Annotated in this window: 21 protein-coding genes; 4 read left to right on the plus strand and 17 right to left on the minus strand. The window is 56.7% G+C overall.

Translation table 11 applies throughout. From position 1 onward, the window contains the following. Positions 1-93 precede the first annotated feature (93 nt). Positions 94-1,347 carry a serine hydroxymethyltransferase gene (gene glyA / locus ABEH87_RS15170; protein ID WP_346577382.1) on the minus strand — a complete coding sequence of 418 codons (1,254 nt, stop codon included), beginning with the start codon at positions 1,345-1,347 and terminating at the stop codon, positions 94-96. Positions 1,348-1,678: 331 nt separating this feature from the next. On the opposite strand from glyA, the gene hmpA reads away from it, so the two are divergent. Continuing rightward, positions 1,679-2,863, plus strand: a complete 1,185-nt coding sequence (gene hmpA, locus ABEH87_RS15175) for an NO-inducible flavohemoprotein (protein WP_346577384.1) — start codon at positions 1,679-1,681, stop codon at positions 2,861-2,863. A 61-nt stretch (positions 2,864-2,924) separates the two neighbouring features. Here hmpA and ABEH87_RS15180 read toward each other — a convergent pair whose 3' ends face one another. The 7 genes from ABEH87_RS15180 to purL all read right to left on the minus strand — a co-directional run bounded on the left by ABEH87_RS15180 (position 2,925) and on the right by purL (position 14,615). Continuing rightward, the gene (locus tag ABEH87_RS15180; protein WP_346577386.1) at positions 2,925-4,100 is read right to left on the minus strand and encodes a cytochrome c; all 1,176 of its coding nucleotides are present in this window, start codon (positions 4,098-4,100) and stop codon (positions 2,925-2,927) included. Next, complete coding sequence (locus ABEH87_RS15185) at positions 4,097-6,007, minus strand: FAD/NAD(P)-binding protein (RefSeq protein WP_346577387.1); 1,911 nt, start codon at positions 6,005-6,007, stop codon at positions 4,097-4,099. Before ABEH87_RS15185 ends, ABEH87_RS15180 begins: the two co-directional genes overlap by 4 nt. Positions 6,008-6,182: 175 nt before the next feature. Further along, positions 6,183-6,521 (minus strand): nitrogen regulatory protein P-II, encoded by a 339-nt coding sequence (glnB, locus tag ABEH87_RS15190; protein WP_062744629.1) that lies wholly within the window; start codon positions 6,519-6,521, stop codon positions 6,183-6,185. A 131-nt stretch (positions 6,522-6,652) separates the two neighbouring features. Further along, positions 6,653-7,987, minus strand: a complete 1,335-nt coding sequence (glrR, locus tag ABEH87_RS15195; RefSeq protein ID WP_346577389.1) for a two-component system response regulator GlrR — start codon at positions 7,985-7,987, stop codon at positions 6,653-6,655. Continuing rightward, on the minus strand, positions 7,984-8,715 hold the full coding sequence (gene qseG, locus ABEH87_RS15200; protein WP_346577524.1) for a two-component system QseEF-associated lipoprotein QseG: 732 nt from the start codon (positions 8,713-8,715) through the stop codon (positions 7,984-7,986). Before qseG ends, glrR begins: the two co-directional genes overlap by 4 nt. Beyond that, a complete protein-coding gene (locus ABEH87_RS15205; RefSeq protein ID WP_346577391.1) occupies positions 8,715-10,145 on the minus strand; it encodes a HAMP domain-containing sensor histidine kinase in 1,431 nt (476 codons plus the stop codon). Before ABEH87_RS15205 ends, qseG begins: the two co-directional genes overlap by 1 nt. A 585-nt stretch (positions 10,146-10,730) precedes the next feature. Continuing rightward, positions 10,731-14,615 (minus strand): phosphoribosylformylglycinamidine synthase, encoded by a 3,885-nt coding sequence (gene purL / locus ABEH87_RS15210; protein WP_346577392.1) that lies wholly within the window; start codon positions 14,613-14,615, stop codon positions 10,731-10,733. Positions 14,616-14,885: 270 nt separating this feature from the next. On the opposite strand from purL, the gene mltF reads away from it, so the two are divergent. Next, the gene (mltF, locus tag ABEH87_RS15215) at positions 14,886-16,343 is read left to right on the plus strand and encodes a membrane-bound lytic murein transglycosylase MltF (RefSeq protein WP_346577394.1); all 1,458 of its coding nucleotides are present in this window, start codon (positions 14,886-14,888) and stop codon (positions 16,341-16,343) included. Between the two features lie 34 nt (positions 16,344-16,377). On the opposite strand, the gene tadA is transcribed toward mltF, so the two are convergent. The 4 genes from tadA to murQ are packed head-to-tail and all read right to left on the minus strand — an operon-like array spanning position 16,378 to position 19,828. After that, entirely contained in the window at positions 16,378-16,860 is a 483-nt protein-coding gene (gene tadA, locus ABEH87_RS15220; RefSeq protein WP_346577395.1) for a tRNA adenosine(34) deaminase TadA, read from the minus strand. Between the two features lie 47 nt (positions 16,861-16,907). After that, positions 16,908-17,546 carry a phosphatidylglycerophosphatase C gene (gene yfhb, locus ABEH87_RS15225; protein WP_346577397.1) on the minus strand — a complete coding sequence of 213 codons (639 nt, stop codon included), beginning with the start codon at positions 17,544-17,546 and terminating at the stop codon, positions 16,908-16,910. 3 nt (positions 17,547-17,549) lie between these two features. Continuing rightward, positions 17,550-18,914, minus strand: a complete 1,365-nt coding sequence (locus ABEH87_RS15230) for a PTS transporter subunit EIIC (RefSeq protein WP_346577398.1) — start codon at positions 18,912-18,914, stop codon at positions 17,550-17,552. Between the two features lie 17 nt (positions 18,915-18,931). Next, positions 18,932-19,828, minus strand: a complete 897-nt coding sequence (gene murQ, locus ABEH87_RS15235; RefSeq protein WP_346577400.1) for an N-acetylmuramic acid 6-phosphate etherase — start codon at positions 19,826-19,828, stop codon at positions 18,932-18,934. A gap of 189 nt (positions 19,829-20,017) precedes the next feature. Here murQ and ABEH87_RS15240 point away from each other — a divergent pair, with 189 nt between their 5' ends. Further along, positions 20,018-20,857 (plus strand): MurR/RpiR family transcriptional regulator, encoded by an 840-nt coding sequence (locus ABEH87_RS15240; protein WP_346577526.1) that lies wholly within the window; start codon positions 20,018-20,020, stop codon positions 20,855-20,857. Positions 20,858-21,534: 677 nt separating this feature from the next. Continuing rightward, complete coding sequence (locus tag ABEH87_RS15245) at positions 21,535-21,789, plus strand: YfhL family 4Fe-4S dicluster ferredoxin (protein WP_346577402.1); 255 nt, start codon at positions 21,535-21,537, stop codon at positions 21,787-21,789. On the opposite strand, the gene acpS is transcribed toward ABEH87_RS15245, so the two are convergent. The 5 genes from acpS to rnc all read right to left on the minus strand — a co-directional run bounded on the left by acpS (position 21,786) and on the right by rnc (position 25,297). Further along, positions 21,786-22,166 carry a holo-ACP synthase gene (gene acpS / locus ABEH87_RS15250; RefSeq protein ID WP_346577403.1) on the minus strand — a complete coding sequence of 127 codons (381 nt, stop codon included), beginning with the start codon at positions 22,164-22,166 and terminating at the stop codon, positions 21,786-21,788. The two genes, ABEH87_RS15245 and acpS, sit on opposite strands and share 4 nt — an antisense overlap. Continuing rightward, positions 22,166-22,897: a pyridoxine 5'-phosphate synthase gene (gene pdxJ, locus ABEH87_RS15255; protein WP_346577405.1), complete on the minus strand. Its 732-nt coding sequence runs from the start codon at positions 22,895-22,897 to the stop codon at positions 22,166-22,168. The genes acpS and pdxJ overlap by 1 nt, the downstream gene beginning before the upstream one ends. A gap of 74 nt (positions 22,898-22,971) precedes the next feature. Continuing rightward, positions 22,972-23,709, minus strand: a complete 738-nt coding sequence (gene recO / locus ABEH87_RS15260; protein ID WP_346577407.1) for a DNA repair protein RecO — start codon at positions 23,707-23,709, stop codon at positions 22,972-22,974. 5 nt (positions 23,710-23,714) lie between these two features. Then, positions 23,715-24,620 (minus strand): GTPase Era, encoded by a 906-nt coding sequence (era, locus tag ABEH87_RS15265; protein WP_346577409.1) that lies wholly within the window; start codon positions 24,618-24,620, stop codon positions 23,715-23,717. Beyond that, on the minus strand, positions 24,617-25,297 hold the full coding sequence (gene rnc / locus ABEH87_RS15270) for a ribonuclease III (RefSeq protein ID WP_346577411.1): 681 nt from the start codon (positions 25,295-25,297) through the stop codon (positions 24,617-24,619). The genes era and rnc overlap by 4 nt, the downstream gene beginning before the upstream one ends. Between the last annotated feature and the right edge of the window lie 124 nt (positions 25,298-25,421).

The raw sequence follows: 25,421 nt of genomic DNA on the forward strand, positions 1-25,421 counted from the left end.
TACACTGCGACGCGGGATAAAAAAATAGCGGAACACTTTCGTGTCCCGCTATCAGGCATCATGCTCCCCGTGATTCAGGGGGAGCCGTTGACGTTATGCGTATACAGGGAAGCGGGCACAGATATCCAGTACCTGCTTCTTCACGCGTTCGCTCACGCCTTCGTCATTGATATTGTCGAGAATATCGCTGATCCAGCCGGCCAGTTCGCGGACTTCTGCTTCTTTAAAGCCACGACGGGTCACGGCCGGAGAACCGATACGGATACCGGAGGTGACAAACGGGCTCTTCGGATCGTTCGGTACGCTGTTTTTGTTAACGGTAATATTGGCGCGGCCCAGGGCAGCATCCGCTTCTTTACCGGTCAGGTTTTTGTCCACCAGGTCCAGCAGGAACAGGTGGTTATGCGTACCGCCGGAGACCACGTTGTAACCGCGCGCCAGGAACACTTCTACCATCGCCTTCGCGTTTTTAGCGACCTGCTGCTGATAGGTTTTGAACTCAGGCTCCATCGCTTCTTTGAACGCAACCGCTTTACCCGCAATCACATGCATCAGCGGGCCGCCCTGGCCGCCAGGGAAGACAGCTGAGTTCAGCTTCTTGTACAGATCTTCACTTCCGCCCTGCGCCAGGATCAGGCCACCACGCGGGCCCGCCAGCGTTTTGTGAGTGGTTGTGGTCACAATGTGCGCGTGAGGGATCGGGTTAGGGTAGACGTCTGCGGCAATCAGACCGGCAACGTGCGCCATATCGACGAACAGGTAAGCGCCCACGGTGTCAGCGATTTCACGCATTTTTGCCCAGTCGCAAATACCTGAATAGGCAGAGAAACCACCCACGATCATTTTCGGCTGGTGTTGCTTCGCCAGCTCAGCCAGTTCGTTGTAGTCAATTTTACCGGTTTCGTCGATGCCGTAAGGGATGACGTTGTACAGTTTACCGGACAGGTTCACCGGAGAACCGTGAGTCAGGTGACCACCGTGTGCCAGGTTCATGCCCAGAATGGTATCGCCCGGCTGCAGCAGCGCGGTGTATACCGCGAAGTTAGCCTGGGAACCGGAGTGCGGCTGCACGTTAGCGTAATCGGCACCGAACAGCGCTTTTGCACGGTCAATCGCCAGTTGCTCAACGATATCCACATACTCACAGCCACCGTAGTAACGCTTGCCCGGATAACCTTCAGCGTACTTGTTAGTCAACTGAGATCCCTGAGCCTGCATGACACGTGGGCTGGTGTAGTTCTCTGAGGCAATCAGCTCGATGTGCTCTTCCTGACGCACTTTCTCCTGCTCCATTGCCTGCCACAGTTCGGCATCGTAATCGGCAATGTTCATTTCACGCTTTAACATCTGCATCTCCTGACTCAACTGACTTTCAATAATGAATGCCCCCGCAGGGGGGTGATGCCAACAGTTTAAACTGTTTACCCGCCTGTTGAATAGCTTGGCGACCGCCTTTTTACGCAAACGATTGGCTTCAGGATTGGCAAGGGTTAGTTACAGTTTCCTGCAAACGCCTGATGCGGAGTTTTCCTCATTTGCCAGATGCTGATTTTTCATCAGGAGCGGAGGTAACGTGCGAAAAATATCCGTTGACTCTCAGGGGGTATTTACAGACTCTGCCATCAGGCTATAAGATGCATTTAATATACATGTTTTATTCCTGATAAGGAGCACGATCATGCTGGACAGTCAGACTATTGCTACCGTGAAATCGACCATTCCCGCCATCGCGGCGCTTGGCCCGCGCCTCGCCTCGCATTTCTATCAGCGTATGTTCACTCATAATCCTGAGCTGAAAGATATCTTCAATATGAGCAATCAGAGCAGCGGTAATCAGCCTGAAGCGCTGTTTAATGCCGTCTGCGCTTACGCCAGCCATCTGGATAATCTGGCCGCCCTCGGCCCTGCGGTAGAGAAAATCGCGCAGAAACATACCAGCTTTGCTATCCGTCCGGATCAGTATCCGATTGTCGGCAAGCATCTGCTGGCCAGCATTGACGAAATGCTGCATCCGGGTGAGGAAGTGCTGGAAGCCTGGCGCAAAGCCTACGGGGTGCTGGCAGGGATTTTTGTCCAGCGCGAAGAAGAGATCTATGAAGAAGGCGAGTTCAAAACCGGTGGCTGGCGCGGCGGCAAGCGCGAATTCATCATCAGCGAGATCGCACCGCAAAGCACGATGATTAAAAGCTTTCTGCTGACCCCGTCCGACGGTAAGCCGGTTGCCGATTATAAGGCCGGGCAGTATATCGCCCTGTGGGTGCGCGATCCCTCTTTTGCCAATCAGGAAATCCGCCAGTATTCACTGACGCGCACGCCGAATGGGCGTGATTACCGTATTGCCGTACGCCATGAACAGGGCGGGACACTCTCCAGCTGGCTGCATCAGCAACAGCCCGGCGTGCATCTGCACCTGGCCCCTCCGGCAGGCGATTTCTTTATTGATGTCGCGGCAGATACCCCGGTCACCCTGATATCGGGCGGCGTAGGTCTGACGCCGATGCTGGCGATGCTGCATAAACTGGCGGAGGATCAACATCCGGCAGCGGTGCAGTGGTTCCACGCCACGGAAAACGGCGCCACCCATGCGTTTGCCGATGAAGTGGCACAGCTGGGTCAACAGCTTCCGCAGTTTTCACAGCAGATCTGGTACAACCATCCGCAGGCGCAGGATGAGGGGAAATACCAGCATCGCGGGTTGATGAATCTGCTGCCGCTGGAGTCACGCCTCAGCGATCCGACCATGCACTATTACCTGTGTGGTCCGCTGGCGTTTATGGAGATAATCGAAAAACGCCTGCTGGAACTGGGCGTTGAGAGGGATCGCATTCACTACGAGGTATTTGGCCCGCATAAGGCGCTGTAAGCCCGCTGCCGGACGTCATTCTCAGGCGGGGTTGCCGATGCCAGCCCCCCGCCTGTGGTTTTTACTCCTTCAGTTTGCGCGCTTCAGCCACCTGCTTTGTGCTGACTGCCGGAGCCTGATTGCCCCAGCTGTTGCGCAGATAGTTCATCAGATCCTTTATCTGTCCATCATTCAGCGTCCAGCCATAGCCCGGCATCGCCAGCGCCATGTCCTGCTCTGTCACCGGCGTCTTCGCCCCATCCAGCACCACGCGCAGCGCGGTCAGCGGATTATCTGCTGTCAGCGTGGCGTTACCGTCCAGCGCAGGAATGACGTTAGCACTCCCCTTACCCTCGCTGCCGTGACAGGTTGAGCAATACATCGCGTAAGTCTTTGCACCCGCCGCGGTGGAGGCGGCAACAGCGCTGTCCGTTGCCGGGGCCGTCACCGGTGGCAGGCTGCGCAGATAGGTCCCGATACTGTTGAGATCGGCATCGCTGAGATACTGCGTACTGTGCGTCACCACCTCCGCCATCGGGCCGGACACCGCTGCCCGCTCGCTGCGCCCGTGCTTCAGCAGCGCGACCACGTCCTTCTGCGGCATCCCGCGCAGCGACGGCGCATACCAGCCATCAAGCTCGGCACCGCTCAGGTAGGTGCTGCTGCTCTGATCCAGCGCCTGCTCCTGCATGGCCCAGCCGCGCGGCGTGTGGCAGCTGCCGCAGTGTCCGGCCCCCTGCACCAGGTAAGCCCCCCGGTTCCACTCTTCGCTTTGCTGCGTATCAGGCTGATAGCGGCGGTCTTCATGGAACAGCGTGTTCCAGATGCCCAGCGGCCAGCGCATCGACAGCGGCCAGACGATATCACTGTCGCGGTCGGGCCGATCGCTGGCCGGGACTTCATGCATCAGGTAGTCATAGAGCGCCTGCATATCCTTATCGCTCATTTTGGCATAAGCGGTATAGGGCATCGCCGGATAGAGATGATGACCATCACGCGCAATCCCCTGACGCATCGCGCGGTCAAACTCGGCAAACGTATAGCTGCCGATGCCCTGGTGTTTATCCGGCGTGATGTTCGTACTGTAGATATCCCCGATCGGCGTAGGAAAACGCAGTCCTCCCGCCAGCGCTCCGCCGCCGGGCGCGGTGTGGCAGGCGGTGCAATCTGCCGCCCTGGCGACATATTCCCCCGGCGACATCGCCCCGGCCGTACCGCTACTCAACATCAGTACCATCGCTAACAGAGAGTATTTCATGCTTTTTCCTCCGCTGATGGTTTACCACTGACCAGCTCGTTCACCGCCCGCCACGCCTGATCTACCGCTGAGTGGGCATACGGACTCCAGTCCGAGTCGGAGTTAGCAATGACGATATTGCCGACCGGCGTACGGGCACGCTCAATAATTTGCTGCGCCTCCTCTTCATCATCAAATAAGCCATTGATGGCATAGGAGTAGCCGTGCGACCAGCGGTTAACGGTAATCGCCTGAATATCGCGCTGATGGTCGAAGCCTGCCCCGCCCAGCATCGCCTGCAGCTGTTCGCGGATCATCTTTTCATGGACGTCAAACGAGGTTCCCAGCAGCATCGCCCGCCCTTTACGCGACTGTTCGCGCGCGCTGAGGCCGCTGCCCGGGAGGGTCGGGACGTACACCATATGCAGCCCGATCGGTTGATTCGGGTCGTGCGGGTGCTGATACCCACCAAGACTGACCGGATAGTCCAGTTTGACGCGGGAATAAGGCGCACCCGGCGCATAGAACTCATGCACTCCCAGTTTCATAAACGACTGCCAGTTAGCGATGGTGACCTTGCTGTAGACCAGTGGGGCTTTCACATTCTGTTTCAGCGCCTCCTGCTGTGCCTGCGACATCTGCGGCACCAGATAGGGGATCATCATATTGTAACCGGCCATCACCACCCTTCCGGCGCGCACTTTCGTCAGTGTGTCGCCGGTCATATAGCTGACCTCCACGCCCTCACCGACGTTCACCGCCTGCATGCAGGTGCTGTTGAGGCGTAGTCTGACGCGGGAATCCGCCCGATCTAACTGGCTGTAGTCAAATTTCGCCCGCACGATGTCATTCATATCGTGTCCGGCCGGATCCACCGCCGGAATAAGCTGGCGTGCCATCAGGCGCGCCAGAGTCGCGTTGCCATCGGGGAAATGGAACACGTAAGGGTCGTCGAGGTCGGCCTGCGATTCGGCATCCATCTGTGGCAGCCCCATGCCGTCAAGGCCGGGCAGGTCGCAGATGCGCGCATCGCTACACGCCGTGGCATCAATGCCGACAGCCTGGAAATCGTTAGTGGTTTGCTGGAAATAGCGGATCGCCTGCTCGCTCAGGCCGACTTTTTCGCGCAGGAACGTGGTGTAGCTGTGCTTGTCCAGCCAGTCCATTTTCTCCTGCTGATTCAGCCCCGGCAGATAATCTTTCGCCACCGTATGCAGTTCAATCAGTGCGTCGCGGTCACTCTGCGGCAGCGGGAAGTCATTGATAAATGCCTGCCACGAGCGCCCGTTGAGACGGTCACGCGGGATATCATCCGCCACCATTTTGCCCGGATCGCCGCTGACGACTTTATCCACGCCAAAGTTTTTCTTATCAAAGTAGACACCGCGGCTCAGGCCGAGGTCGGGGTAGAAGGTTTTATCGAAGCCGCGTTCCATTTGATCCAGATTGATGCCCAGCGTTTTAATCAGCCCCATCATCACCGGGCTGAAGTTCGAGTGCGGGGACTGGAAGGATTCGCTGCCGCCATAGCCGAGGAGCGTCCCGCTGCTGCTATGAAGCTCATTGCGTTTGGCATGGCCGCCGAAATCATCGTGATTGTCGATCAGCAAAATACGCTGCTGTTTACCCTGTAGCTGCTGCCAGAAACAGGCGGCAGACAGCCCGCTGATGCCGGCACCGACCACTACCAGGTCGAACTCTTCCGTGACCGGTAGAGATGAAAAGTCGAAATTAACGCCATCCCGCCCCAGGCGGTGGGCATTTTCAAACGATCCCGGATGGTTGCCCCGCAGTCCGCTCAGCGCCGGTGGATAATACAGCGCGGTATTTGCCTGCTGTGGCGACGCCCGCAAAATCTGCATGGGGGTCAGCCCGGCGGCGACAGTAATGGCGACTCCGTTGAGAAAATCGCGGCGGGTAATAGCCATAAAACGTCCTTAATAGTCTGCTCAGCCTGAGTGGCTTCAGGGGGAGGCTATTGTCAGGATTGGGATATTATTGTCAAACAAGGCAGGGGAATTAGCGGAATAATTAACAGATTAATAATCTTAAGGGCCTGATAAATCAGACCCTTAGTGAATATAAAATGAGATAAAATTGCGGTTAAATCGCTTCTTCGTCTTCTTCGCCGGTACGGATACGTACTACGCGCGCCACATCAAAGACGAAAATTTTACCATCGCCGATTTTACCCGTCTGCGCGGTGCGCATGATGGTATCCACGCAGGTATCCACGATATCGTCAGCAATCACGATTTCGATTTTTACCTTCGGCAGAAAATCGACCATATATTCGGCACCACGGTACAGCTCGGTGTGGCCCTTCTGGCGACCAAAGCCTTTCACTTCGGTCACGGTCATCCCGGTGATGCCGACTTCCGCCAGCGCCTCACGCACGTCGTCCAGTTTGAACGGCTTGATAATTGCATCAATTTTTTTCATGGCAGACCCTTTTATCCCCTTGCGCATCAGGACGGAGATTAGTTTACATTGCCGGACAGGTCACGCTGTGCGGTCCGTCTCTTTTCAGGCAGATAACCTACCATATTCGGGCAGGGTTACCGCAGTGAAAATTATTCTTTAAAATCGGCAGCATCCAGTTCGTGACGCGACAACAATTTATAAAATTCGGTACGGTTGCGCCCCGCCAGCCGTGCGGCGTTGGTGACATTGCCTTTGGTCATCTGCAGCAGTTTACGCAGATAGTTAAGCTCGAACTGATTTCGCGCTTCGGCAAAGGTCGGCAGCGCGGTGTTTTCCCCCGCCAGCGCCTGCTCCACCAGCGCTTCCCCGATCACTGCGGCTGACGTCAGCGCCACGCACTGCTCAATCACATTCACCAGCTGGCGCACATTTCCCGGCCACGCGGCGGCGATCAGGCGGCGCATCGCATCAGTCGAGAAGCTGCGGACAAAGGGTTTATGGCGTTCGGCCGACTGCTTCAGCAGATGATTCGCCAGCAGGGGAATATCCTCAGCGCGCTCGTGCAGGGCCGGGATCTTGAGATTCACCACGTTGAGACGATAGAACAGATCCTCACGAAACTCTTTTTTTTCCATCGCTTTAGGCAAGTCGCGATGGGTGGCAGAAATAATACGCACGTTAATGTCGAGATCGCGGTTACTGCCGAGCGGGCGCACCTTACGCTCCTGCAGCACGCGCAGCAGCTTAACCTGCAGCGCCTGTGGCATATCGCCAATTTCATCCAAAAATAGCGTGCCGCCCTCTGCGGCCTGGAACAGTCCTTCACGGCTGCTGACGGCCCCGGTAAAGGCGCCTCTGGCGTGGCCAAAGAGCTCTGACTCCAGCAGCTGTTCCGGGAGCGCACCGCAGTTAATGGCGATAAAGGCATTACCCGCACGGGGGCTGGCGGCGTGGATGGCCTGTGCCAGCACCTCCTTGCCGGTGCCGCTCTGACCGTTAATCAGTACGCTGACATCCGACTGTGCTACCATTCGCGCCTGTTCCAGCAGACGCAGCATCAGCGGGCTGCGGGTCACAATCGTTTCACGCCACGCTTCGTCACTGGCGGGCGCGCGATGTATCAGCGCATCATCGATTGCTTTGTATAACGCATCGCGATCCACCGGCTTGGTAAGAAAGCTGAACACTCCCTGCTGGGTAGCGGCGACCGCATCAGGGATAGATCCGTGGGCGGTGAGGATAATCACCGGCAGCCCCGGCTGGAGTTTCTGGATCTCAACGAACAGCGCCATGCCGTCCATCTCATCCATGCGCAGATCGCTGATCACCAGGTCGATGGTCTCACGATTTAACACCCGCAGCGCTTCCGGGCCACTTTCTGCGGTCGTGATACTGAATCCTTCACTGCTGAGGCGCATCCCCAGCAGTTTCAACAGGCTGGGATCGTCGTCTACCAGCAGCAGCCTTGCCGATTTTTTGATCATGGGTTGGCATCATCCTGTGACGGGTTATCAGCCGGGCTGGATTTGTCATCCGCGTGGCTGTTGGTGTCTGTCGCATCCGGCGAACGACGTGAAGAGAGACGGCGTTCAATATCGGTCAGGGTATCAAGCTTACGGCGGGTCACCGCCAGATCGTTCTTCAGCGCAATTTGCTGCCGACGCAGAGCGTCCAGCTGACCGTCACTGCTCTCCTGCAGGCGGGCATAGCGCGAACGCTCTTCGGAAAGCTGCAGCAGCGATCCCTGCCCTTCACGCCACAGCATCATCAGCGGGCGCACCGCAGACGGATAGTCATAGCTGAAGCCATCGAGTCGGGTGAGGTACTGGCGGCGCTCGACCGGCGTCACGTTGCCGTTATTCAACAGAACGGCCTGCTTAAAGGCGCTCTGCCAGTTATCCGCCGGCCAGCGGCGCGCTTCTGCACGGGCATCCGCAGGCGACAGCCGGATGCCGCAGTCAACAGCGCGCAGCCAGTAAAGGGGATTTCCCGTTGCGGTAGCGTCGTTAAAAGCCCAGATCTGATCACAGGACACCAGCTGGTAGTCGACGATTTTAACGTCAGGTTCACTCAGGGCAGTCTCGGCACGGTGGGTTATCGTCTGTGACGGTTGCTGGCTACAGCCCAGCAGGCCAAAGGCCAGCAGAGCAGCACCGGTCAGTCTGCCGAAACATCCCTGCCGCAGTGAGGCAGAAAAACGCAATAAATACATCATGATGACTTCCCGGCGATGGTGTTTAATTCGATGCGGAAGCAGACATCAGCTTCGTCGCTGTCGATCAGCTGCAAATCTCCCTGCAATCGACGCAGGCAGTCTTTAGCAATGCTCAGACCCAGCCCGCTTCCCTTGACCGCACCTTTGCGCTGCAAATTCCCCTGAAAGAACGGCTCGAAGATCATCGCCCGTTCAGCGGCGGGAACAGGCGTACCGGTATTGGCGACTTCAATCACCACGCGGTTCCCCTGCTGCAGGCTGCGGATCCAGATATCTCCGGATTCTGCACCATAGTGTACCGCATTGGAGTAGAGATTATCGATTGCCCTTAACAACAAAGTCGGTTCAGCGCGACAGCTTTCAGCCTGTAAATCAATATGGATATTCAGACGTTTAGCGCGGGCGGTCAGGCTGTGTGAGGAAACCAGCTTATCCACCAGCGGGCGCAGAGGAACATCTTCCAGCGCCACCGGACCATCCGCCAGCTTGCGGTTATAGTCCAGCAGCTGTTCAATCAGCGTTTGCAGGTGACGGCTGCTGTCATTGAGGATGCTGACCACTTCTTTCTGGTCGGCTGTCAGCGGTCCGGCGACCTGGTCTGCCAGCAGTTCCGTCCCCTCTCGCATGCTGGCCAGCGGCGTTTTAAGCTCGTGGGAAATGTGCCGCAGAAACTCATGGCGCTGAGATTCCAGCCAGGCCAGCCGTTCACTCAGCCAGATAATGCGCTGACCGAGTGAGCGGATCTCACGCGGCCCCTTAAAGGCCAGACCGGTTCCGAGCGGGCGCCCCTCACCCAGACGATTGATCATGCGCTCCACCGCCTTTACCGGGCCGATGATCATTCGCGTAAACAGCATCACCAGGCCGAGGCTGAGCAGAAACAGGATCAGGGCCTGCCAGCCGAAATACTGGCCGCGTTCAGCAATTTCGCGCTGCAGTTGCAGCCCGCGTGAAAACACCACTTCCCGCGTCGCCTCGACCAGCTGACCGTTCGCCGCAGAGAATGCCTCAAGCTGATCTGCTGCCAGCGGGACCGGGCTGCTGCTGTGGCATTTCATCTGGCTCAGTTGGGTCAGGTTCTGACGCAGGCTCTGGAAGATACGAATGTCCGGCAATACCGGAGCGTGCGCATCCAGCATTTGTGAATAGCGGCTGCGCTGCGTCTGATAGAGCTTCGCCAGCATCGGGTCATCCAGCACACAATACTGACGATAGCTGCGCTCCAGCTCGAGCGCGGTGCGGGCCATGGCTTCACTACGGCGTACGTCGGTCAGGGTGGTACGGTTGGTGTCTGCCGCACGGTCGCTCAACGCTGACAGGCTTTCCCATGCCTGCCACGCCAGAACCAGCAGCGGTAACAGCACCAGTAAAAACGCCATCAGCACCAGCTGACGCAGCGATCGTGGTAACAGACGCCATTTCTTCACGGAAGAGTCTCTTGATATACGTTAGCGTGATGCTAACGGAGAGTGGGATGCGATGAAAGGGCTGTGCCAGAAATGACAATGGCCGGTTCAAAGAACCGGCCATCTGAAGAGGTGGTGCCTAACTCAACGTTGCGTCCGATGTTTGATAACGTCACAAAGTGAACGATTATCGATGGGGTGGACGACAGGCACCGTATTGTGCGTCATTCTGGGCGTTATGGGCACTTGTCCGCTTGCGCAGGGCTGTCATAACCAGGTGAATGAGCCACTGCACAGAGTATAGCAATTGTTGTGCCAACTTTGCAATACGCCGCTTACCCCCCGATAATCCTCAGATTTTATATTTATCCGACGTCAGAAAGCACGATTTCTGACCAACTGGTCCACCTGAGTGTCTTCATTTAGCGACATCTGCTGCATGAAAAATCAAAAATAAGATAAATCAGTAAGTTAAATGTCACCATCTGGAGACAGTGCAAATACGCTTCTGTAGTGAAATGGCAACACTCTGGCCACTGAATCAATGCAAAAAAAAACCGGCCTCAAATCAGGCCGGTTTATTATTCGCTGCGCTTAACGTAAGGGTTACCCCAGCTGTTTACGTGCGTTGCGGAAGATGCGCATCCACGGGCTGTCTTCGCCCCACTCTGCCGGGTGCCAGGAGTTACTGACGGTGCGGAACACGCGCTCCGGGTGCGGCATCATGATGGTCACACGACCGCTTTCGTTGGTCACCGCAGTAATACCGTTCGGGGAACCATTCGGGTTGGCCGGGTACTGCTGGGTCACCTTGCCGAAGTTGTCAACAAAACGCAGCGCCACCAGGCCTTTGCTCTCCAGCTGTGCCAGGTGCGCATCGCTGCGGACCTCAACAAAACCTTCACCGTGAGAAACCGCGATCGGCATCCGCGAACCGGCCATGCCGTCCAGCAGCAGCGACGGGCTGGCCGCCACTTCGACCAGGCTGAAGCGCGCTTCAAAACGCTCTGACTGGTTACGCACAAAGCGCGGCCACTCTTCGCTGCCGGGGATCAGCTCACGCAGGTTAGACATCATCTGGCAGCCGTTACAGACCCCCAGTGCCAGGGTCTGCGGACGGTGGAAGAAGGTTTCGAATTCGTCACGCACGCGGGTGTTAAACAGAATCGATTTCGCCCAGCCTTCACCTGCACCCAGCACGTCACCGTAGGAGAAACCGCCACAGGCCACCAGCGCCTGTACGTCATCCAGGCCGCGACGTCCTGCCAGCAGGTCACTCATATGCACATCAACCGCATCAAACCCGGCACGATGGAAGGCCGCCGCCATTTCAACGTGGGAGTTAACGCCCTGCTCACGCAGCACGGCCACTTTCGGGCGTGCGCCGGTGGCAATGTAAGGGGCGGCAATGTCTTCCTGCGGTTTGAAGGTCAGCGCGACATTCAGGCCCGGATCGCGGTCATCTTTCTTGGCGTCATGCTCCTGATCGGCACAGTTCGGATTATCGCGCAGACGCTGCATCTGCCAGGTGGTTTCTGCCCACCAGGTACGCAGCGTGGTGCGGCTCTCGCTGTACACGGCAGAATCGCCCGAGGTGATGACAAAGCGATCCCCTTCCACCGCCTGGCCGAGGACGTGCACACAGTCGCTCAGGCCATGATCGGTAAACACCTGCTGCACAGCGGCAAGGTCAGCCGCTGCCACCTGAATCACCGCGCCCAGCTCTTCGTTGAACAATGCCGCCAGGCTGTCGCTGCCCAGGGCGGCGATATCTACCGCCACACCGCAGTGACCGGTAAAGGCCATCTCTGCCAGCGTCACCAGCAGACCGCCATCGGAACGGTCGTGGTAGGCCAGCAGTTTGCGCTCGCTCACCAGCGCCTGAATGGCGTTATAGAAGCCTGCCAGCTGCTGCACATCGCGCACGTCGGCAGGCTTGTCGCCCAGCTGACGGTAAACCTGTGACAGCGCCGTCGCACCGAGTGCGTTAACGCCTTTACCCAGGTCGATCAACAGCAGCGCGTTCTCCCCCGTCTGCAGCTGCGGAGTCACGGTTTTACGCACGTCTTCTACGCGAGCAAAGGCGGTGATCACCAGCGACAGCGGCGAGGTCATCTCACGCTGCTCGTTACCCTGCTGCCAGCGGGTTTTCATCGACATCGAGTCCTTGCCGACCGGGATGGTAATCCCCAGCGCCGGGCACAGCTCTTCGCCGACGGCTTTCACCGCCTCATACAGACCGGCATCTTCACCCGGGTGACCGGCCGCAGCCATCCAGTTTGCCGACAGCTTAATGCGCGTCAGCGGGCCAATCTCGGTGGCGGCAATGTTAGTGAGCGCCTCACCCACGGCCAGACGGCCGGAAGCGGCGAAGTCCAGCAGCGCAACGGGAGCACGTTCACCCAGAGCCATCGCTTCACCGTAGTAGCTGTCGAGGCTGGCGGTGGTCACCGCGCAGTTGGCGACCGGGATCTGCCACGGGCCGACCATCTGGTCACGGGCAACCATACCGGTTACCGAACGGTCACCGATGGTGATCAGGAAGGTTTTCTCTGCCACGGTCGGCAGGTGCAGCACACGGTGAACCGCATCCGCTACGGTGATCCCGTCACGCACCAGTGCATCCCCTTTGACTTGCAGCGTGACGACGTCGCGGGTCATTTTCGGGGTTTTACCCAGCAGCACGTCCAGCGGCATATCGATTGGCGTGTTGTCAAAATGGCTGTCGGACAGCGACAGATGCATCTCTTCGGTCGCTTCACCAATCACCGCATACGGTGCGCGTTCACGCTGACACAGCGCATCGAACAGCGCCAGGCTGTCCGGGGACACCGCCAGCACATAACGCTCCTGCGATTCGTTACACCACACTTCCAGCGGGCTCATGCCCGGCTCGTCGTTGAGAATGTCGCGCAGATTGAAGCGCCCGCCGCGTTCGCCGTCGCTCACCAGTTCCGGCATGGCGTTGGACAGGCCGCCCGCGCCGACGTCGTGGATAAACAGAATCGGGTTCGCTTCACCGAGCTGCCAGCAGCGGTCGATCACTTCCTGACAGCGGCGCTCCATTTCCGGGTTGTCGCGCTGTACGGAAGCAAAATCAAGGTCAGCATCAGACTGGCCGGAGGCCATTGAAGAGGCCGCACCGCCGCCCAGGCCGATGTTCATCGCCGGGCCACCCAGGACGATCAGTTTGGCACCCACGGTGATTTCACCTTTCTGCACGTGGTCAGCACGGATATTACCGATACCGCCCGCCAGCATGATCGGTTTGTGGTAGCCGCGCAGCTCTTCGCCATTGTGGCTGTTAACGCGCTCTTCGTAAGTGCGGAAGTAGCCGTTCAGCGCCGGGCGACCAAATTCGTTGTTAAACGCCGCGCCGCCCAACGGGCCTTCGGTCATGATATCCAGTGCGGTAACAATGCGATCCGGCTTGCCGAAATCTTCTTCCCACGGCTGTTCAAAGCCCGGAATGCGCAGGTTGGAAACCGAGAAACCGACCAGACCCGCTTTAGGTTTGGCCCCGCGCCCGGTGGCACCTTCATCACGGATTTCGCCGCCGGAACCGGTCGCGGCTCCCGGCCACGGAGAAATCGCGGTCGGGTGGTTATGGGTTTCCACTTTCATCAGAATATGTGCGTCTTCCTGATGGAAATCATAGTTGCCCTGCGGATCGGCGTAGAAGCGCCCGACCTGAGAACCTTCCATCACCGCCGCATTGTCTTTGTAGGCAGACAATACGTGGTCGGGGGTCTTCTCGAAGGTATTTTTGATCATTTTGAACAGCGATTTCGGCTGAACCTGGCCGTCGATCACCCAGTCGGCGTTGAAGATTTTGTGACGGCAGTGCTCAGAGTTGGCCTGAGCAAACATGTAGAGTTCAATATCGTTCGGGTTGCGCCCCAGTTTTTCAAACGCCGCCTGCAGGTAGTCGATTTCATCATCGGCCAGTGCCAGGCCAAGTTTGATGTTGGCCTGAACCAGCGCGTTGCGCCCTTCACCCAGCACATCGACGCTTTGCACGGGCGCAGGCTGATGCTGAGCAAACAGTGCTTCCGCCTGGTTCATGTCGGTAAACACGGTTTCCATCATGCGGTCATGCAGCAGAGCGGCCAGCGCCCCCCACTGTGCGTCGGTCAGCTGCGGTGCCTGCACGTAGAAGGCCAGGCCGCGCTCAAGACGCAGAACCTGCGGCAGGGAGCAGTTATGGGCGATATCTGTCGCTTTAGAAGACCACGGTGAAATCGTGCCGGGACGCGGCGTCACCAGCAGGAGGCGGCCTTGCGGGGTGTGTTCCGCGAGAGAGGGACCGTATTTCAGCAGGCGTTGCAGGCGGGATTTCTCATCCCCGGTAAGCGGCGCGCTGACATCAGCGAAATGGACGTACTCAGCGTAAATGTCACTCACCGGCAGGTGAGCATCCTGAAAGCGGGCCAGCAATTTGTTAATACGAAATGCCGACAGAGCGGGCGAACCACGCAGAATTTCCATCATTAAAGATCTCTCGTCTCGAAGCGCCGGGCGACGCTTCATTGGGCGCAACAGGGGAAAACGGGCGGTATTATAGTGAATCCGCACCCGTTACGAAACCGTTTGCGCAGATTTAATCGCGATAAGGAATTGCCTGAAAAACGCACAAAACAGGTGGATTTCAGTTGCGGAGCTGCGCGGAGTTGCGCAGAATGCCCCACGCTCAGGACCAATTATAGATCACAAATACTGCCATAGAAGACAGATACCTGAGAATCACCGAGAGATAACTATTTGAAACGCTTTAAATTTAATTATCTTCTGGTCGGGTTGATCACCGTGCTTCTTGCGCTGGCACTGTGGCCCTCGATCCCGTGGTACGGCGGTTCGACCGACCGTATTGCACAGATAAAATCACGGGGAGTGCTGCGCATCAGCACCATAAACTCTCCGCTGACTTACTACACCGTCAATCATTTACCAGCGGGGATGGACTATGAGCTGGCGAAACGCTTCGCCCGTTATCTGGGGGTCAGGCTGGAAGTCACCGTGCGCCCGAACCTTGGCGACCTTTTTGACGACCTGGAAGACGATAAAGCCGATCTGCTGGCGGCAGGCTTAATCTACAACAATGAACGGCTCACGCGTTTTCGTGCCGGTCCCTCTTATTATTCGGTTTCCCAACAGCTGGTTTATCGCATTGGTTCGCCACGGCCAAAAAATCTGGGCGATCTGAAGGGGCGTCTGACGGCGGCCTCAGGCTCGGCCTATCTATCGACTCTGCGTAACGTGAAAGCGCAACAGTACCCTGACCTCGACTGGGCGATTTCAACTGACCAGACGCCTCAGGGCCTGCTGGAGGCCGTGGCTGACGGCAAGCTCGACTATACCGTGGGCGATTCTGTCACTATTGCCTTAATGCAACGCATTCATCCGCAGCTGGCGGTGGCATTTGATATCACTGATGAAGAGCCGGTCACCTGGTATATCCAGCAGGAGCAGGACGACAGCATGAATGCGGCGCTGCTCGACTTCTTCAACCAGATGGGTGAGGAGGGAGCCATGGCGCGACTGGATGAGAAGTATCTAGGCCACGTCGGCACCTTTGACTACGTTGATACCCGAACCTTCCTGCGCGCCATCGACGCGACCCTGCCGGATATTAAGCCCTTATTCGAAAAATATGCCCGGAACATAGACTGGCGCCTGCTGGCCGCCATCTCTTATCAGGAATCACACTGGAACCCCCAGGCCACGTCGCCCACCGGGGTACGCGGCATGATGATGCTGACGCGTAACACCGCCGACAGCGTCAACGTGACCGACCGTACTGACCCCGAACAGAGTATTCGCGGCGGTAGTGAGTACCTGGTGCGCATGATGGAAAAAGTACCGCCGACCATCCCCGAAGACGAACGCATCTGGTTTGCGCTGGCCGCCTATAACATGGGGTATGCCCATATGCTTGATGCCCGCAAGCTGACGGAAAAACAGAAGGCTAATCCGGATAGCTGGGCTGACGTAAAAGTCCGGCTGCCGATGCTCAGTCAGAAACGTTACTACAGCCAGACTAATTACGGTTACGCGCGCGGCCACGAGGCCTATGCCTATGTGGAAAACATCCGTAAGTATGAGATAAGCCTGGTAGGTTATTTGCAGGATCAGGAAAGGAAGCAGGCGCAGCAAGCCGCGATGGAAGCCGAACTGGGTAGCGGCTACCCCACTGTGGAAGCGAAAGTCGCGTTAAACTGATCGGCGTGGTAAACCGGCGGGCCGGAAAAGAGCATCAGCCCCTGCGCTGCGCTTTCTTTTCGGCGCGGCGCTGACGGAAGAAGTCGCTCAACAGCGCGGCACACTCTTCCGCCAGCACACCCTGTTCAGTCTTCACCTGATGATTCATTCCCGGATGCCCCAGCACATCAAGCAGCGAACCCGCTGCCCCGGTTTTCGCATCGCGCGCACCAAAGACCAGACGACCGACGCGGCCGTGCACCATCGCACCGGCACACATGATGCAGGGCTCCAGCGTGACATACAGCGTGGTGTTCAGCAGACGGTAATTCTCAATCACTTTCCCGCCCTGACGTAGCGCCATCATCTCAGCGTGCGCCGTCGGGTCATGGTGACCGATCGGGCGGTTCCAGCCTTCGCCAATGACCCGCCCTTCGTGCACCAGCACGGCACCGACCGGCACTTCGCCCTCTTCCCAGGCGCGCTTAGCCAGTTGAAGCGCATGGCGCATCCAGAATTCATCGTTATTGTCAGTCACCTGCATCTCCAGCAAAAAAAGCGCGACATTATATCTTTAATTGCCGCTTATTCCAGTTGCTGTAGCTCACCCACCGGGGTGACGCGGAAACGATGCTGGCAGAAAAACAGTAGCGGGTTGTCCTGCTTGCTGTCGCTGTAACCGCTGTAAAGCTGTAACGGCGTGCCGATTTGCTCTTCCAGCTGTGCCACCTTCTCATGGCCGAGGCAGCGCATCGCCAGCACCCGGCCTCCCCAGCCGCGCGCCATCTGGCTGGCGATCAGTTTGACCCGTGGCAGAAACGCCGAGTCAAAGTAAACCTGCTCAACCAGCGGCTGCGGCGAACCGGTGATCAGCCAGACGTCAGCATCTTCACTGCTCAGGTAGTCAGTGAGCCGCTGTTGCACCACGGGGAACGCCGTGACGCGCTGACGAAACCAGTGTGCAAACTGTTGCTCGCGCTGCGTCAGGCGCGCTTCGCTGTGGCCAAAGGTAATCGACCACAGCAGCAGGCTCATTGGCCAGCGCGCGGCGCGTCCTTTCAACAGCAGCCCCAGCCCGATGACCGGCAACAGCGGCACGACCAGCAGCAGATTCAGCGGCTGGCGCCAGAGCAGCCAGCGCATAAATGTGCCGAACATATCCTGCTGATGCAGCGTGCCATCGAGATCAAAAAATACGACACGTCGTTCCCGACTGGTTACCAAAGCTTACTCCTCAGGGTCATTGAATCCCATAAACCAGGCAAACAGGAAGCCACCGATAACGGCGGCCAGCCAGCCTGTCAGATACATTACTACTTTCCCGGCAACAATGGTCAGCGCCAGCGGCAGACCGGAAAGCCCAAACGTAATCAGGGTGGCGACCTTAGCATAGCTGATAACCGCTCCGCCAATAGCACCGCCAAGACAGGCGGCAATAAACGGCCGCCCGAGCGGCAGCGTCACCCCGAAGATCAGCGGTTCACCCACGCCGAGAATACCCACCGGCAACGCCCCTTTGACCAGCTTTTTCAGTCGGGCATTGCGGGTTTTCATTAATACCGCCAGCGATGCCCCCACCTGCCCCACCCCGGCCATGGCCAGAATGGGTAGCAGCGCGTTATAGCCATGCGCCTGTACCAGCTCGACGTGTATCGGCACCATTCCCTGATGCAGCCCGGTCAGTACCAGCGGCAAAAAGGTTCCTGCCAGCACGGCGCCGACCAGGACACCCCCCCGGTCAATTGCCAGCGTCGCCCCGTGGGCAATCACATCAGAAATCATGCCGCCCAACGGTTGCAGCAGCAGTATCGCCAGCGAGGCTGTAATAAGTGTAGTCAGAAGCGGGTTAAGGATCAGTTCCAGTGATTCTGGCAGATGCTGACGCAGACGTTTTTCTATCCAGCACATCAGCACCACCACCAGCAGAACCGCAATCACCCCGCCGCGCCCCGGAACTAACGGCTCGCCAAACAGGGTAATCTGTGCCAGCGCCGGGCTGGAGAGGATCCCCGCCATCACGCCCCCCAGCGCCGTGGAGCCGCCAAACACTTTGGCGGTATTGACCCCGACCAGAATATTCATAATGGTAAACACCGCACTGCCAAATATCGCCAGCAGCCCGATGACGTTGGGGTACTGAGTGGCAATATCTCCCACCACATCCGGGCGCTTAACGATATTGATTAACCCGGTGATCAAGCCTGAAGCGATGAACGCCGGGATCAGGGGGATAAACACATTGGCCAGCTGACGCAGTGCGTCACTGAGCGGCGCGCGATAGCGGGCTTTTGCCTGCGCTTTATTATGCGTTACATCCCCCACCCCTGCGCCAGCGACGGGGGATGAGATTAATGCGTGCATCGCATCCGTGACTTTTGCAGCCGCACCGGGCCCGACAATAAACTGATGCTGGCTTCCCTGCTTAACGTACCCTTTTATCCCATCCAACTGGCGCAGGTCGTCCGGGTGCAGCAGACTGTCGTCGCTGACCTCCACGCGTACCCGCGTCATACAATTTTCCAGACGAAGAATATTGGCCGATCCGCCAATACCCCGCAGCAGCGCTTCTGCCAGCCGGACAGATTTATCCATGGGTGATCCTTTTTGAGTTATGCGTCAGCCAGTGCGGCGCGTAAAAAACCGTGATGGGCAATCAGACGCTGTTTCGCCCGATCTGCCGGGAGATCGGCCAGAATCATTAAAATTGCGGTTTTCACTTCATATCCTGCCTGCTCCAGGGCCGCTTCAGCCTGTTGATCGTCACAGCCCGTGGCTTCACACACCATGCGCCGTGCGCGATCGACCAGCTTAATATTGGTCGCCTGCATGTCCACCATCAGGTTCTGATACACTTTGCCGGTTTTCACCATCGCGCCGGTGGACAGCATATTCAGCACCAGTTTCTGCGCCGTCCCCGATTTCAGACGCGTCGATCCGGTCAGCGCCTCCGGGCCGACAACCGGAGAGATGGCAATCGCCGCTTCGCGGGCAATCGGCGAATCCGGATTACAGGAGATAGCCGCCGTGCGGCAGCCCTGCTGACGCGCATAGCGCAGTGCGCCGATGACATAAGGCGTACGGCCGGATGCCGCAATACCCACCACCATATCGTTCACCGTCAGATTCAGCGCCTGCAAATCGCTGATGCCCAGCTGTTCATCATCTTCTGCGCCCTCTACCGCTTTCAGTAAAGCGCCCGGTCCCCCGGCAATCAGCCCGACAATCACGCCGTGAGGTACGCCAAAGGTAGGAGGACACTCGGAGGCATCCAGCACGCCCAGCCGGCCGCTGGTACCCGCGCCCATATAGATCAGGCGACCGCCAGCTGCCAGCGCAGCGGCGGCGGCATCCACAGCCTCTGCCACCTGCGGTAACGTCAGGCTGACGGCCGCCGCCACCGTGGCATCCTGCTGATTGAATTTAGTCACCATCTCCAGCGTCGACAGGTTATCGAGGTCGAGCGTTTGCGGGTTGCGCGTTTCTGATACCAGTGCACCAAGATTCATTACTTCTCCTTTTTTGAATTTTTAATTCATACAATGCTTATTGTATACGAATATTTTATTCTTTGCGGTAAGACATTTTACCCGTCTTAATCATGGAAACCCTCAAATGCCGCGTTAGACTTAGGGCACTGAATGTTATCATTACAGATAATTCAATATGATGGCCCCGAATTCGTAAGAGGAAAAATGATGAGTGCACTGCTGCGTATCCGTCAGCTTTATCCGAGCCTGGCACTGAACGAACGTCGGCTGGCTGACTTCCTGCTGTCGCAGCCGGACCGTGCACGTCACCTGAGTTCACAAAAACTGGCTGATGAATCAGGGGTCAGCCAGTCGAGCGTAGTGAAATTTGCGCAGAAGTTGGGCTATAAGGGCTTCCCGGCGCTAAAGCTGGCGCTGAGTGAATCTCTGACGGAGAAAGATGCGATCACCGTCCACAATCATATTCTCAGCGATGACGCGCTGAAGATTGTCGGTGAAAAATTGTTTACTGAGAAAACCTCGGCGATCCGCGCCACGCTCGATATCAACAGCGAAGAGATGCTGCTGGAAACGCTGCGCCTGCTCAAACAGGCCCGGCGCATTGTGCTGGTCGGCATCGGCGCTTCCGGTCTGGTGGCCAAGGATTTCTCCTGGAAACTGATGAAGATAGGTATCAGCGCGGTGGCCGAGCAGGACATGCACGCGCTGCTGGCCAGCGTGCAGGCGTTAGAGGTTGGCGATGTGCTGCTGGCTATCTCCTATACGGGGGAACGCCGCGAGATTAATCTTGCTGCCCAGGAAGCTCAGCGCATCGGGGCTACCGTGCTGGCTTTTACCGGTTTTACACCGAATACGCTTCAGCAATCTGCCAGCCACTGCCTGTATACCGTGGCTGAAGAACAGACCACCCGCAGCGCCGCCATCTCATCAACAACGGCGCAGCTGGCCCTGACTGACCTGCTGTTTATGGCGCTGATTCAGCGCGATCCGGAACGCGCTTCCAGCCACATTCGTCACAGTGAAGCCCTGGTGAAAAAGCTGGTCTGAATAACAGATTTATATGAATGAATAAAAAGGCCTCTGCTGGCCTTTTTTATTCATCGGCTATATTTGAAAAAAGTAAGAACATTCTATTAAGTCACATCTGTTACCCCACGCCCACTTCTTAACAATGAAATAAAACGATATCATGCGTTAAAACCAAGGGCATGTTTAGCCACGGCGGTGAACAATGATTGAAAAGATTAATTTTATTTTATGGAAAATTAAGTTCAGGCACCATCTGCGCTCTATTTTAAACAAAAGAGAAACAAAGTCAGAATTGATTTTATGGAAAATATCTTCAGATAATATAAGGGATTGGAGAAAATATACGCCGCGTCAGGCCGCCTTTAAATTTTCCCAATATCACTGGAACTGATTATCCGCACCGTTGCTCAGGGCAGCTAACAGCCGTCGCTGACTGATTAGTGATAACTTCTTTTTTCTTTTTTCAATTATCCGGTCAGAATCAGACTGAATGCACCGCCAGTGGTTTTCACTGGATTTAATTGACGCGCAGAAACCTCTCTTCCTTATCATTTTAAGGGCAGTAAGATTTGATTTTGTATATAGCGGTTTACAGTGCCCTCCCTTTTTTGAAGGGTAGCGCAAACAGCGGATCGTTGGTGACGGGGAAGGATTGTGCTATCGTCCTTTCATAAAAAATCCTGACGGATATTGAAATGTCATTATTAATTACTAAGCGCTGTATCAATTGCGATATGTGTGAACCGGAGTGCCCTAACGAGGCGATTTCCATGGGGGATGAGTTCTACGAAATCGACGCCGACCGCTGTACGGAATGCATTGGTCACTACGACGCGCCCACCTGTCAGCAGGTCTGCCCTATCGATCACACCATCATCACTGACCCACAGCATATCGAGAGTAACGAACAGCTGTGGGACAAATTTGTCGAACTGCACCCCGTCGTTTAGCTCTCAATAATCACAGTGGCACAGGCGTAGTGGCGTTCATCGGCCAGCGTCACATGCACATGCACCACCCCAAGCTTATGGGCAACGTCCTGCGCGTGCTGGAAAAAGCGCAGGCCAGGCTTGCCCAGTTCATCGTTGTAAACTTCAAACTGATTAAACGCCAGACCGCCGCGAATACCGGTGCCGAAGGCTTTCGCCGCCGCTTCTTTCACCGCAAAACGCTTGGCAAGAAAACGCACCGGCTGCTGGTGCGCCTGGTACTGCGCCCACTCGTTCTCACTCAGCACGCGCTTTGCCAGACGGTCGCCGGAGCGTGAGATCACCCCTTCAATGCGGGCGATCTCTACAATATCCGTTCCAAGGCCAAGAATAGCCATTAACGACGAGCTTCCCGCATCAGCTGCTTCATCTCTTTCACCGCTTCCGCCAGCCCGCTAAATACGGCGCGTCCGATAATGGCATGGCCGATATTCAGCTCATGCATTTCCGGCAGAACGGCAATCGGCTGCACGTTATGGTAGGTCAGACCGTGCCCGGCATTGACCTTCAGGCCCTTACCTGCTGCATAGGTGGCGGCTTCAGCGATGCGCGCCAGTTCGGCTTCGCGCTCCGGGCCTTCCTGCGCTTCAGCATAGGCACCGGTATGGATTTCAATATAGGGCGCACCCGCCGCGACGGCAGCATCAATCTGGCGGCGATCGGCATCAATAAACAGGGAAACCAGGATCCCGGCGTCATTAAGGCGCTTTACGGCGGCCGTCACTTTATCCTGCTGACCGGCGACATCCAGCCCACCTTCGGTGGTCACTTCTTCGCGCTTTTCCGGCACCAGGCAGCAGAAATGCGGCAGGATTTCACAGGCAATGCCGACCATTTCATCGGTGACGGCCATTTCGAGGTTCATCCGGGTCTGGATAGTCTGGCGCAGAATACGCACGTCACGATCGGTGATATGACGGCGGTCTTCACGCAAATGTACGGTGATCCCATCGGCACCAGCCTGTTCAGAGACAAATGCTGCCTGGACTGGATCGGGATAATGCGTGCCGCGCGCATTACGCACGGTAGCGACGTGATCGATGTTAACGCCTAACAAAAGCTCTGCCATGATAGTCCTCAGAAAATCGCGAAAGGTTTTAAGAAGTGTACAACGATCGCTGTATACAGGGGTATGGCTTGTGGCTATTCATCACCGGGAAGCGCTGCATCTGGTCGTTTTCTCGGCAGAAACTGGCGAAAAAGCTCGGTACTCTTCAGCGGTTTACCGCCCAGATAGGGTTTCAGGGCAATACGGGTAAAGCGTTTGGCGGCGCGCAGGGTATCGGCATCCGGAAATTCGCGCTGGTAGAGGGCGCGTAAATGACGACCGGTAAAACTGCGGTGCCCGACAACCAGGCTGGCGATAAAGCCTTTCTCTTCACGGTAGCTGTAGGTCATGCCGTCGGCCACTTCTTCACCGCTGCCGGCGCAGTGCAGGAAATCAACGCCATAACCCAGATGGCCGAGCATGGCCAGTTCAAAGCGCCTGAGTGCCGGCTCTGGCGATCCGGCATCCGCCGCCAGTGCCTGAATACAGTGCAGATAGTCAAAGAAGAGTTCGCTAAACGCCGTCTCATGTTCCAGCACGCGCGAAAGCAGTTCATTGACGTACAGACCACAGTAGAGAGAGGTACCGCTGAGAGGGAGGGCAAGTGAGACAGGTTCAGCACCGCGCAGGGTTTTGACCTCGCCACGGCCACCCCAGCGCACCAGCAGCGGAGTGAAGGGTTGCAACGCCCCTTTCAGACTGGAACGTTTGGAACGGGCGCCTTTAGCCAGCACCCGCACCCTGCCGTGCTGTTCAGAGAACAGGTCAAGCAGCAGGCTGGTTTCGCTCCAGGGACGTCCATGCAGGACAAATGCGCGTTGCCAGCCTTCCATCAGGTTCAGAGGTCGTCGGTATAGCCCAGGCTGCGTAAGGCGCGTTCGTCATCCGCCCAGCCGGACTTCACTTTCACCCACAGTTCAAGGTGGACTTTCGCCTCAAACATATCTTCCATATCCCTGCGAGCTTCAGTACCGATGACTTTGATTTTGGCACCTTTGTTACCGATCACCATTTTCTTCTGGCCTTCACGTTCAACCAGAATCAAACCATTAATCGTCAGGCCACCACGCTCGTTGGTGAGGAACTGTTCTATCTCTACCGTGACGGAATACGGCAGTTCCGCACCGAGGAAACGCATCAGCTTCTCACGAATAATTTCCGACGCCATAAAGCGCTGGGAACGGTCAGTGATGTAGTCTTCCGGGAAGTGATGTTCGGCTTCCGGCAGGCGTTTACGCACGATGCTGGCGATGGTATCAACGCCCGTTCCTTTTTCGGCTGAGATCGGTACCACATCCATAAAGTTCATCTGCGAACCCAGGAACTGCAGGTGCGGCAGCAGGATACTTTTATCGGTAATGTTGTCGATCTTGTTGATCGCCAGCAGCACCGGCACTCTGCCGTCTTTCAACTTGTTGAGTACCATTTCATCATCGGCGGTCCACTTGGTGCCTTCGACCACGAAGATCACCATTTCGACATCACCGATCGAGCTGCTGGCAGCACGGTTCATCAGGCGGTTGATCGCCCGTTTTTCTTCCATATGCAGGCCTGGGGTATCGACGTAGATCGCCTGATGCTCCCCTTCGGTATGGATGCCCATAATGCGGTGGCGCGTGGTTTGTGGCTTACGCGAGGTAATGGAAATCTTCTGCCCCAGTAACTGGTTCAGTAAGGTAGATTTACCAACGTTCGGACGGCCTACAATAGCAATAAAGCCGCAATGGGTAGTTTGTTCGCTCATTCAATTCCCAGCTTAATCAGCGCCTGTTCGGCTGCTGCCTGTTCAGCTTTGCGACGGCTTGAGCCGGTTCCCACAACCGGTTCTGCCATGCCGCTTACCTGACAGTGAATAGTAAATTCCTGATCGTGCGCTTCGCCACGCACCTGTACTACCAGATAAGAAGGTAGCGGCAGATGGCGACCCTGCAGAAACTCCTGCAGACGCGTTTTTGGATCCTTTTGTTTATCACCTGGGCTGATCTGATCGAGACGGCTGGCGTACCAGCTCAGGATCAGTTGCTCGACCGATTGAATATCGCTGTCGAGGAAAACCCCGCCAATCAGCGCTTCTACGGTGTCAGCCAGAATCGATTCACGACGATAGCCGCCGCTTTTTAGTTCACCCGGACCCAGGCGTAAACACTCGCCGAGGTCAAATTCCCGCGCCATCTCTGCCAGCGTGTTACCGCGAACCAGCGTGGCACGCATACGACTCATATCGCCTTCATCGACGCGAGGGAAGCGCTGATAAAGGGCATTAGCAATCACATAGCTAAGGATAGAGTCGCCAAGGAATTCCAGTCTTTCATTGTGCTTACTGCTGGCACTACGGTGGGTCAGTGCCTGCTGCAACAATTCCTGATGAGTAAAAGTGTAGCCCAGCTTACGTTGAAGCTTATTAATTACGATGGGGTTCATGCGTTACCAATTTCTTAATGCGTCAATTATGCTGCACACGGAACAGGGCTGGACCTGAATACCAACACGATCTGTTTCGTGTGCAGTGGCCTGCCAACATGGCAGACCACTCGTCGTTAATGTC

The sequence above is a fragment of the Erwinia sp. Eh17-17 genome (genome assembly GCF_039675725.1).
In the GTDB taxonomy this organism is placed as follows: domain Bacteria; phylum Pseudomonadota; class Gammaproteobacteria; order Enterobacterales; family Enterobacteriaceae; genus Erwinia.

Excerpts from the sequence above, each read along its gene's own strand:
- glyA (WP_346577382.1), bottom strand. The coding sequence starts at position 1,347 with ATGTTAAAGCGTGAAATGAACATTGCCGATTACGATGCCGAACTGTGG.
- hmpA (WP_346577384.1), top strand. The coding sequence starts at position 1,679 with ATGCTGGACAGTCAGACTATTGCTACCGTGAAATCGACCATTCCCGCC.
- ABEH87_RS15180 (WP_346577386.1), bottom strand. The coding sequence starts at position 4,100 with ATGAAATACTCTCTGTTAGCGATGGTACTGATGTTGAGTAGCGGTACG.
- ABEH87_RS15185 (WP_346577387.1), bottom strand. The coding sequence starts at position 6,007 with ATGGCTATTACCCGCCGCGATTTTCTCAACGGAGTCGCCATTACTGTC.
- glnB (WP_062744629.1), bottom strand. The coding sequence starts at position 6,521 with ATGAAAAAAATTGATGCAATTATCAAGCCGTTCAAACTGGACGACGTG.
- glrR (WP_346577389.1), bottom strand. The coding sequence starts at position 7,987 with ATGATCAAAAAATCGGCAAGGCTGCTGCTGGTAGACGACGATCCCAGC.
- qseG (WP_346577524.1), bottom strand. The coding sequence starts at position 8,715 with ATGTATTTATTGCGTTTTTCTGCCTCACTGCGGCAGGGATGTTTCGGC.
- purL (WP_346577392.1), bottom strand. The coding sequence starts at position 14,615 with ATGATGGAAATTCTGCGTGGTTCGCCCGCTCTGTCGGCATTTCGTATT.
- ABEH87_RS15230 (WP_346577398.1), bottom strand. The coding sequence starts at position 18,914 with ATGGATAAATCTGTCCGGCTGGCAGAAGCGCTGCTGCGGGGTATTGGC.
- murQ (WP_346577400.1), bottom strand. The coding sequence starts at position 19,828 with ATGAATCTTGGTGCACTGGTATCAGAAACGCGCAACCCGCAAACGCTC.
- ABEH87_RS15240 (WP_346577526.1), top strand. The coding sequence starts at position 20,018 with ATGAGTGCACTGCTGCGTATCCGTCAGCTTTATCCGAGCCTGGCACTG.
- ABEH87_RS15245 (WP_346577402.1), top strand. The coding sequence starts at position 21,535 with ATGTCATTATTAATTACTAAGCGCTGTATCAATTGCGATATGTGTGAA.
- acpS (WP_346577403.1), bottom strand. The coding sequence starts at position 22,166 with ATGGCTATTCTTGGCCTTGGAACGGATATTGTAGAGATCGCCCGCATT.
- pdxJ (WP_346577405.1), bottom strand. The coding sequence starts at position 22,897 with ATGGCAGAGCTTTTGTTAGGCGTTAACATCGATCACGTCGCTACCGTG.
- recO (WP_346577407.1), bottom strand. The coding sequence starts at position 23,709 with ATGGAAGGCTGGCAACGCGCATTTGTCCTGCATGGACGTCCCTGGAGC.
- era (WP_346577409.1), bottom strand. The coding sequence starts at position 24,620 with ATGAGCGAACAAACTACCCATTGCGGCTTTATTGCTATTGTAGGCCGT.
- rnc (WP_346577411.1), bottom strand. The coding sequence starts at position 25,297 with ATGAACCCCATCGTAATTAATAAGCTTCAACGTAAGCTGGGCTACACT.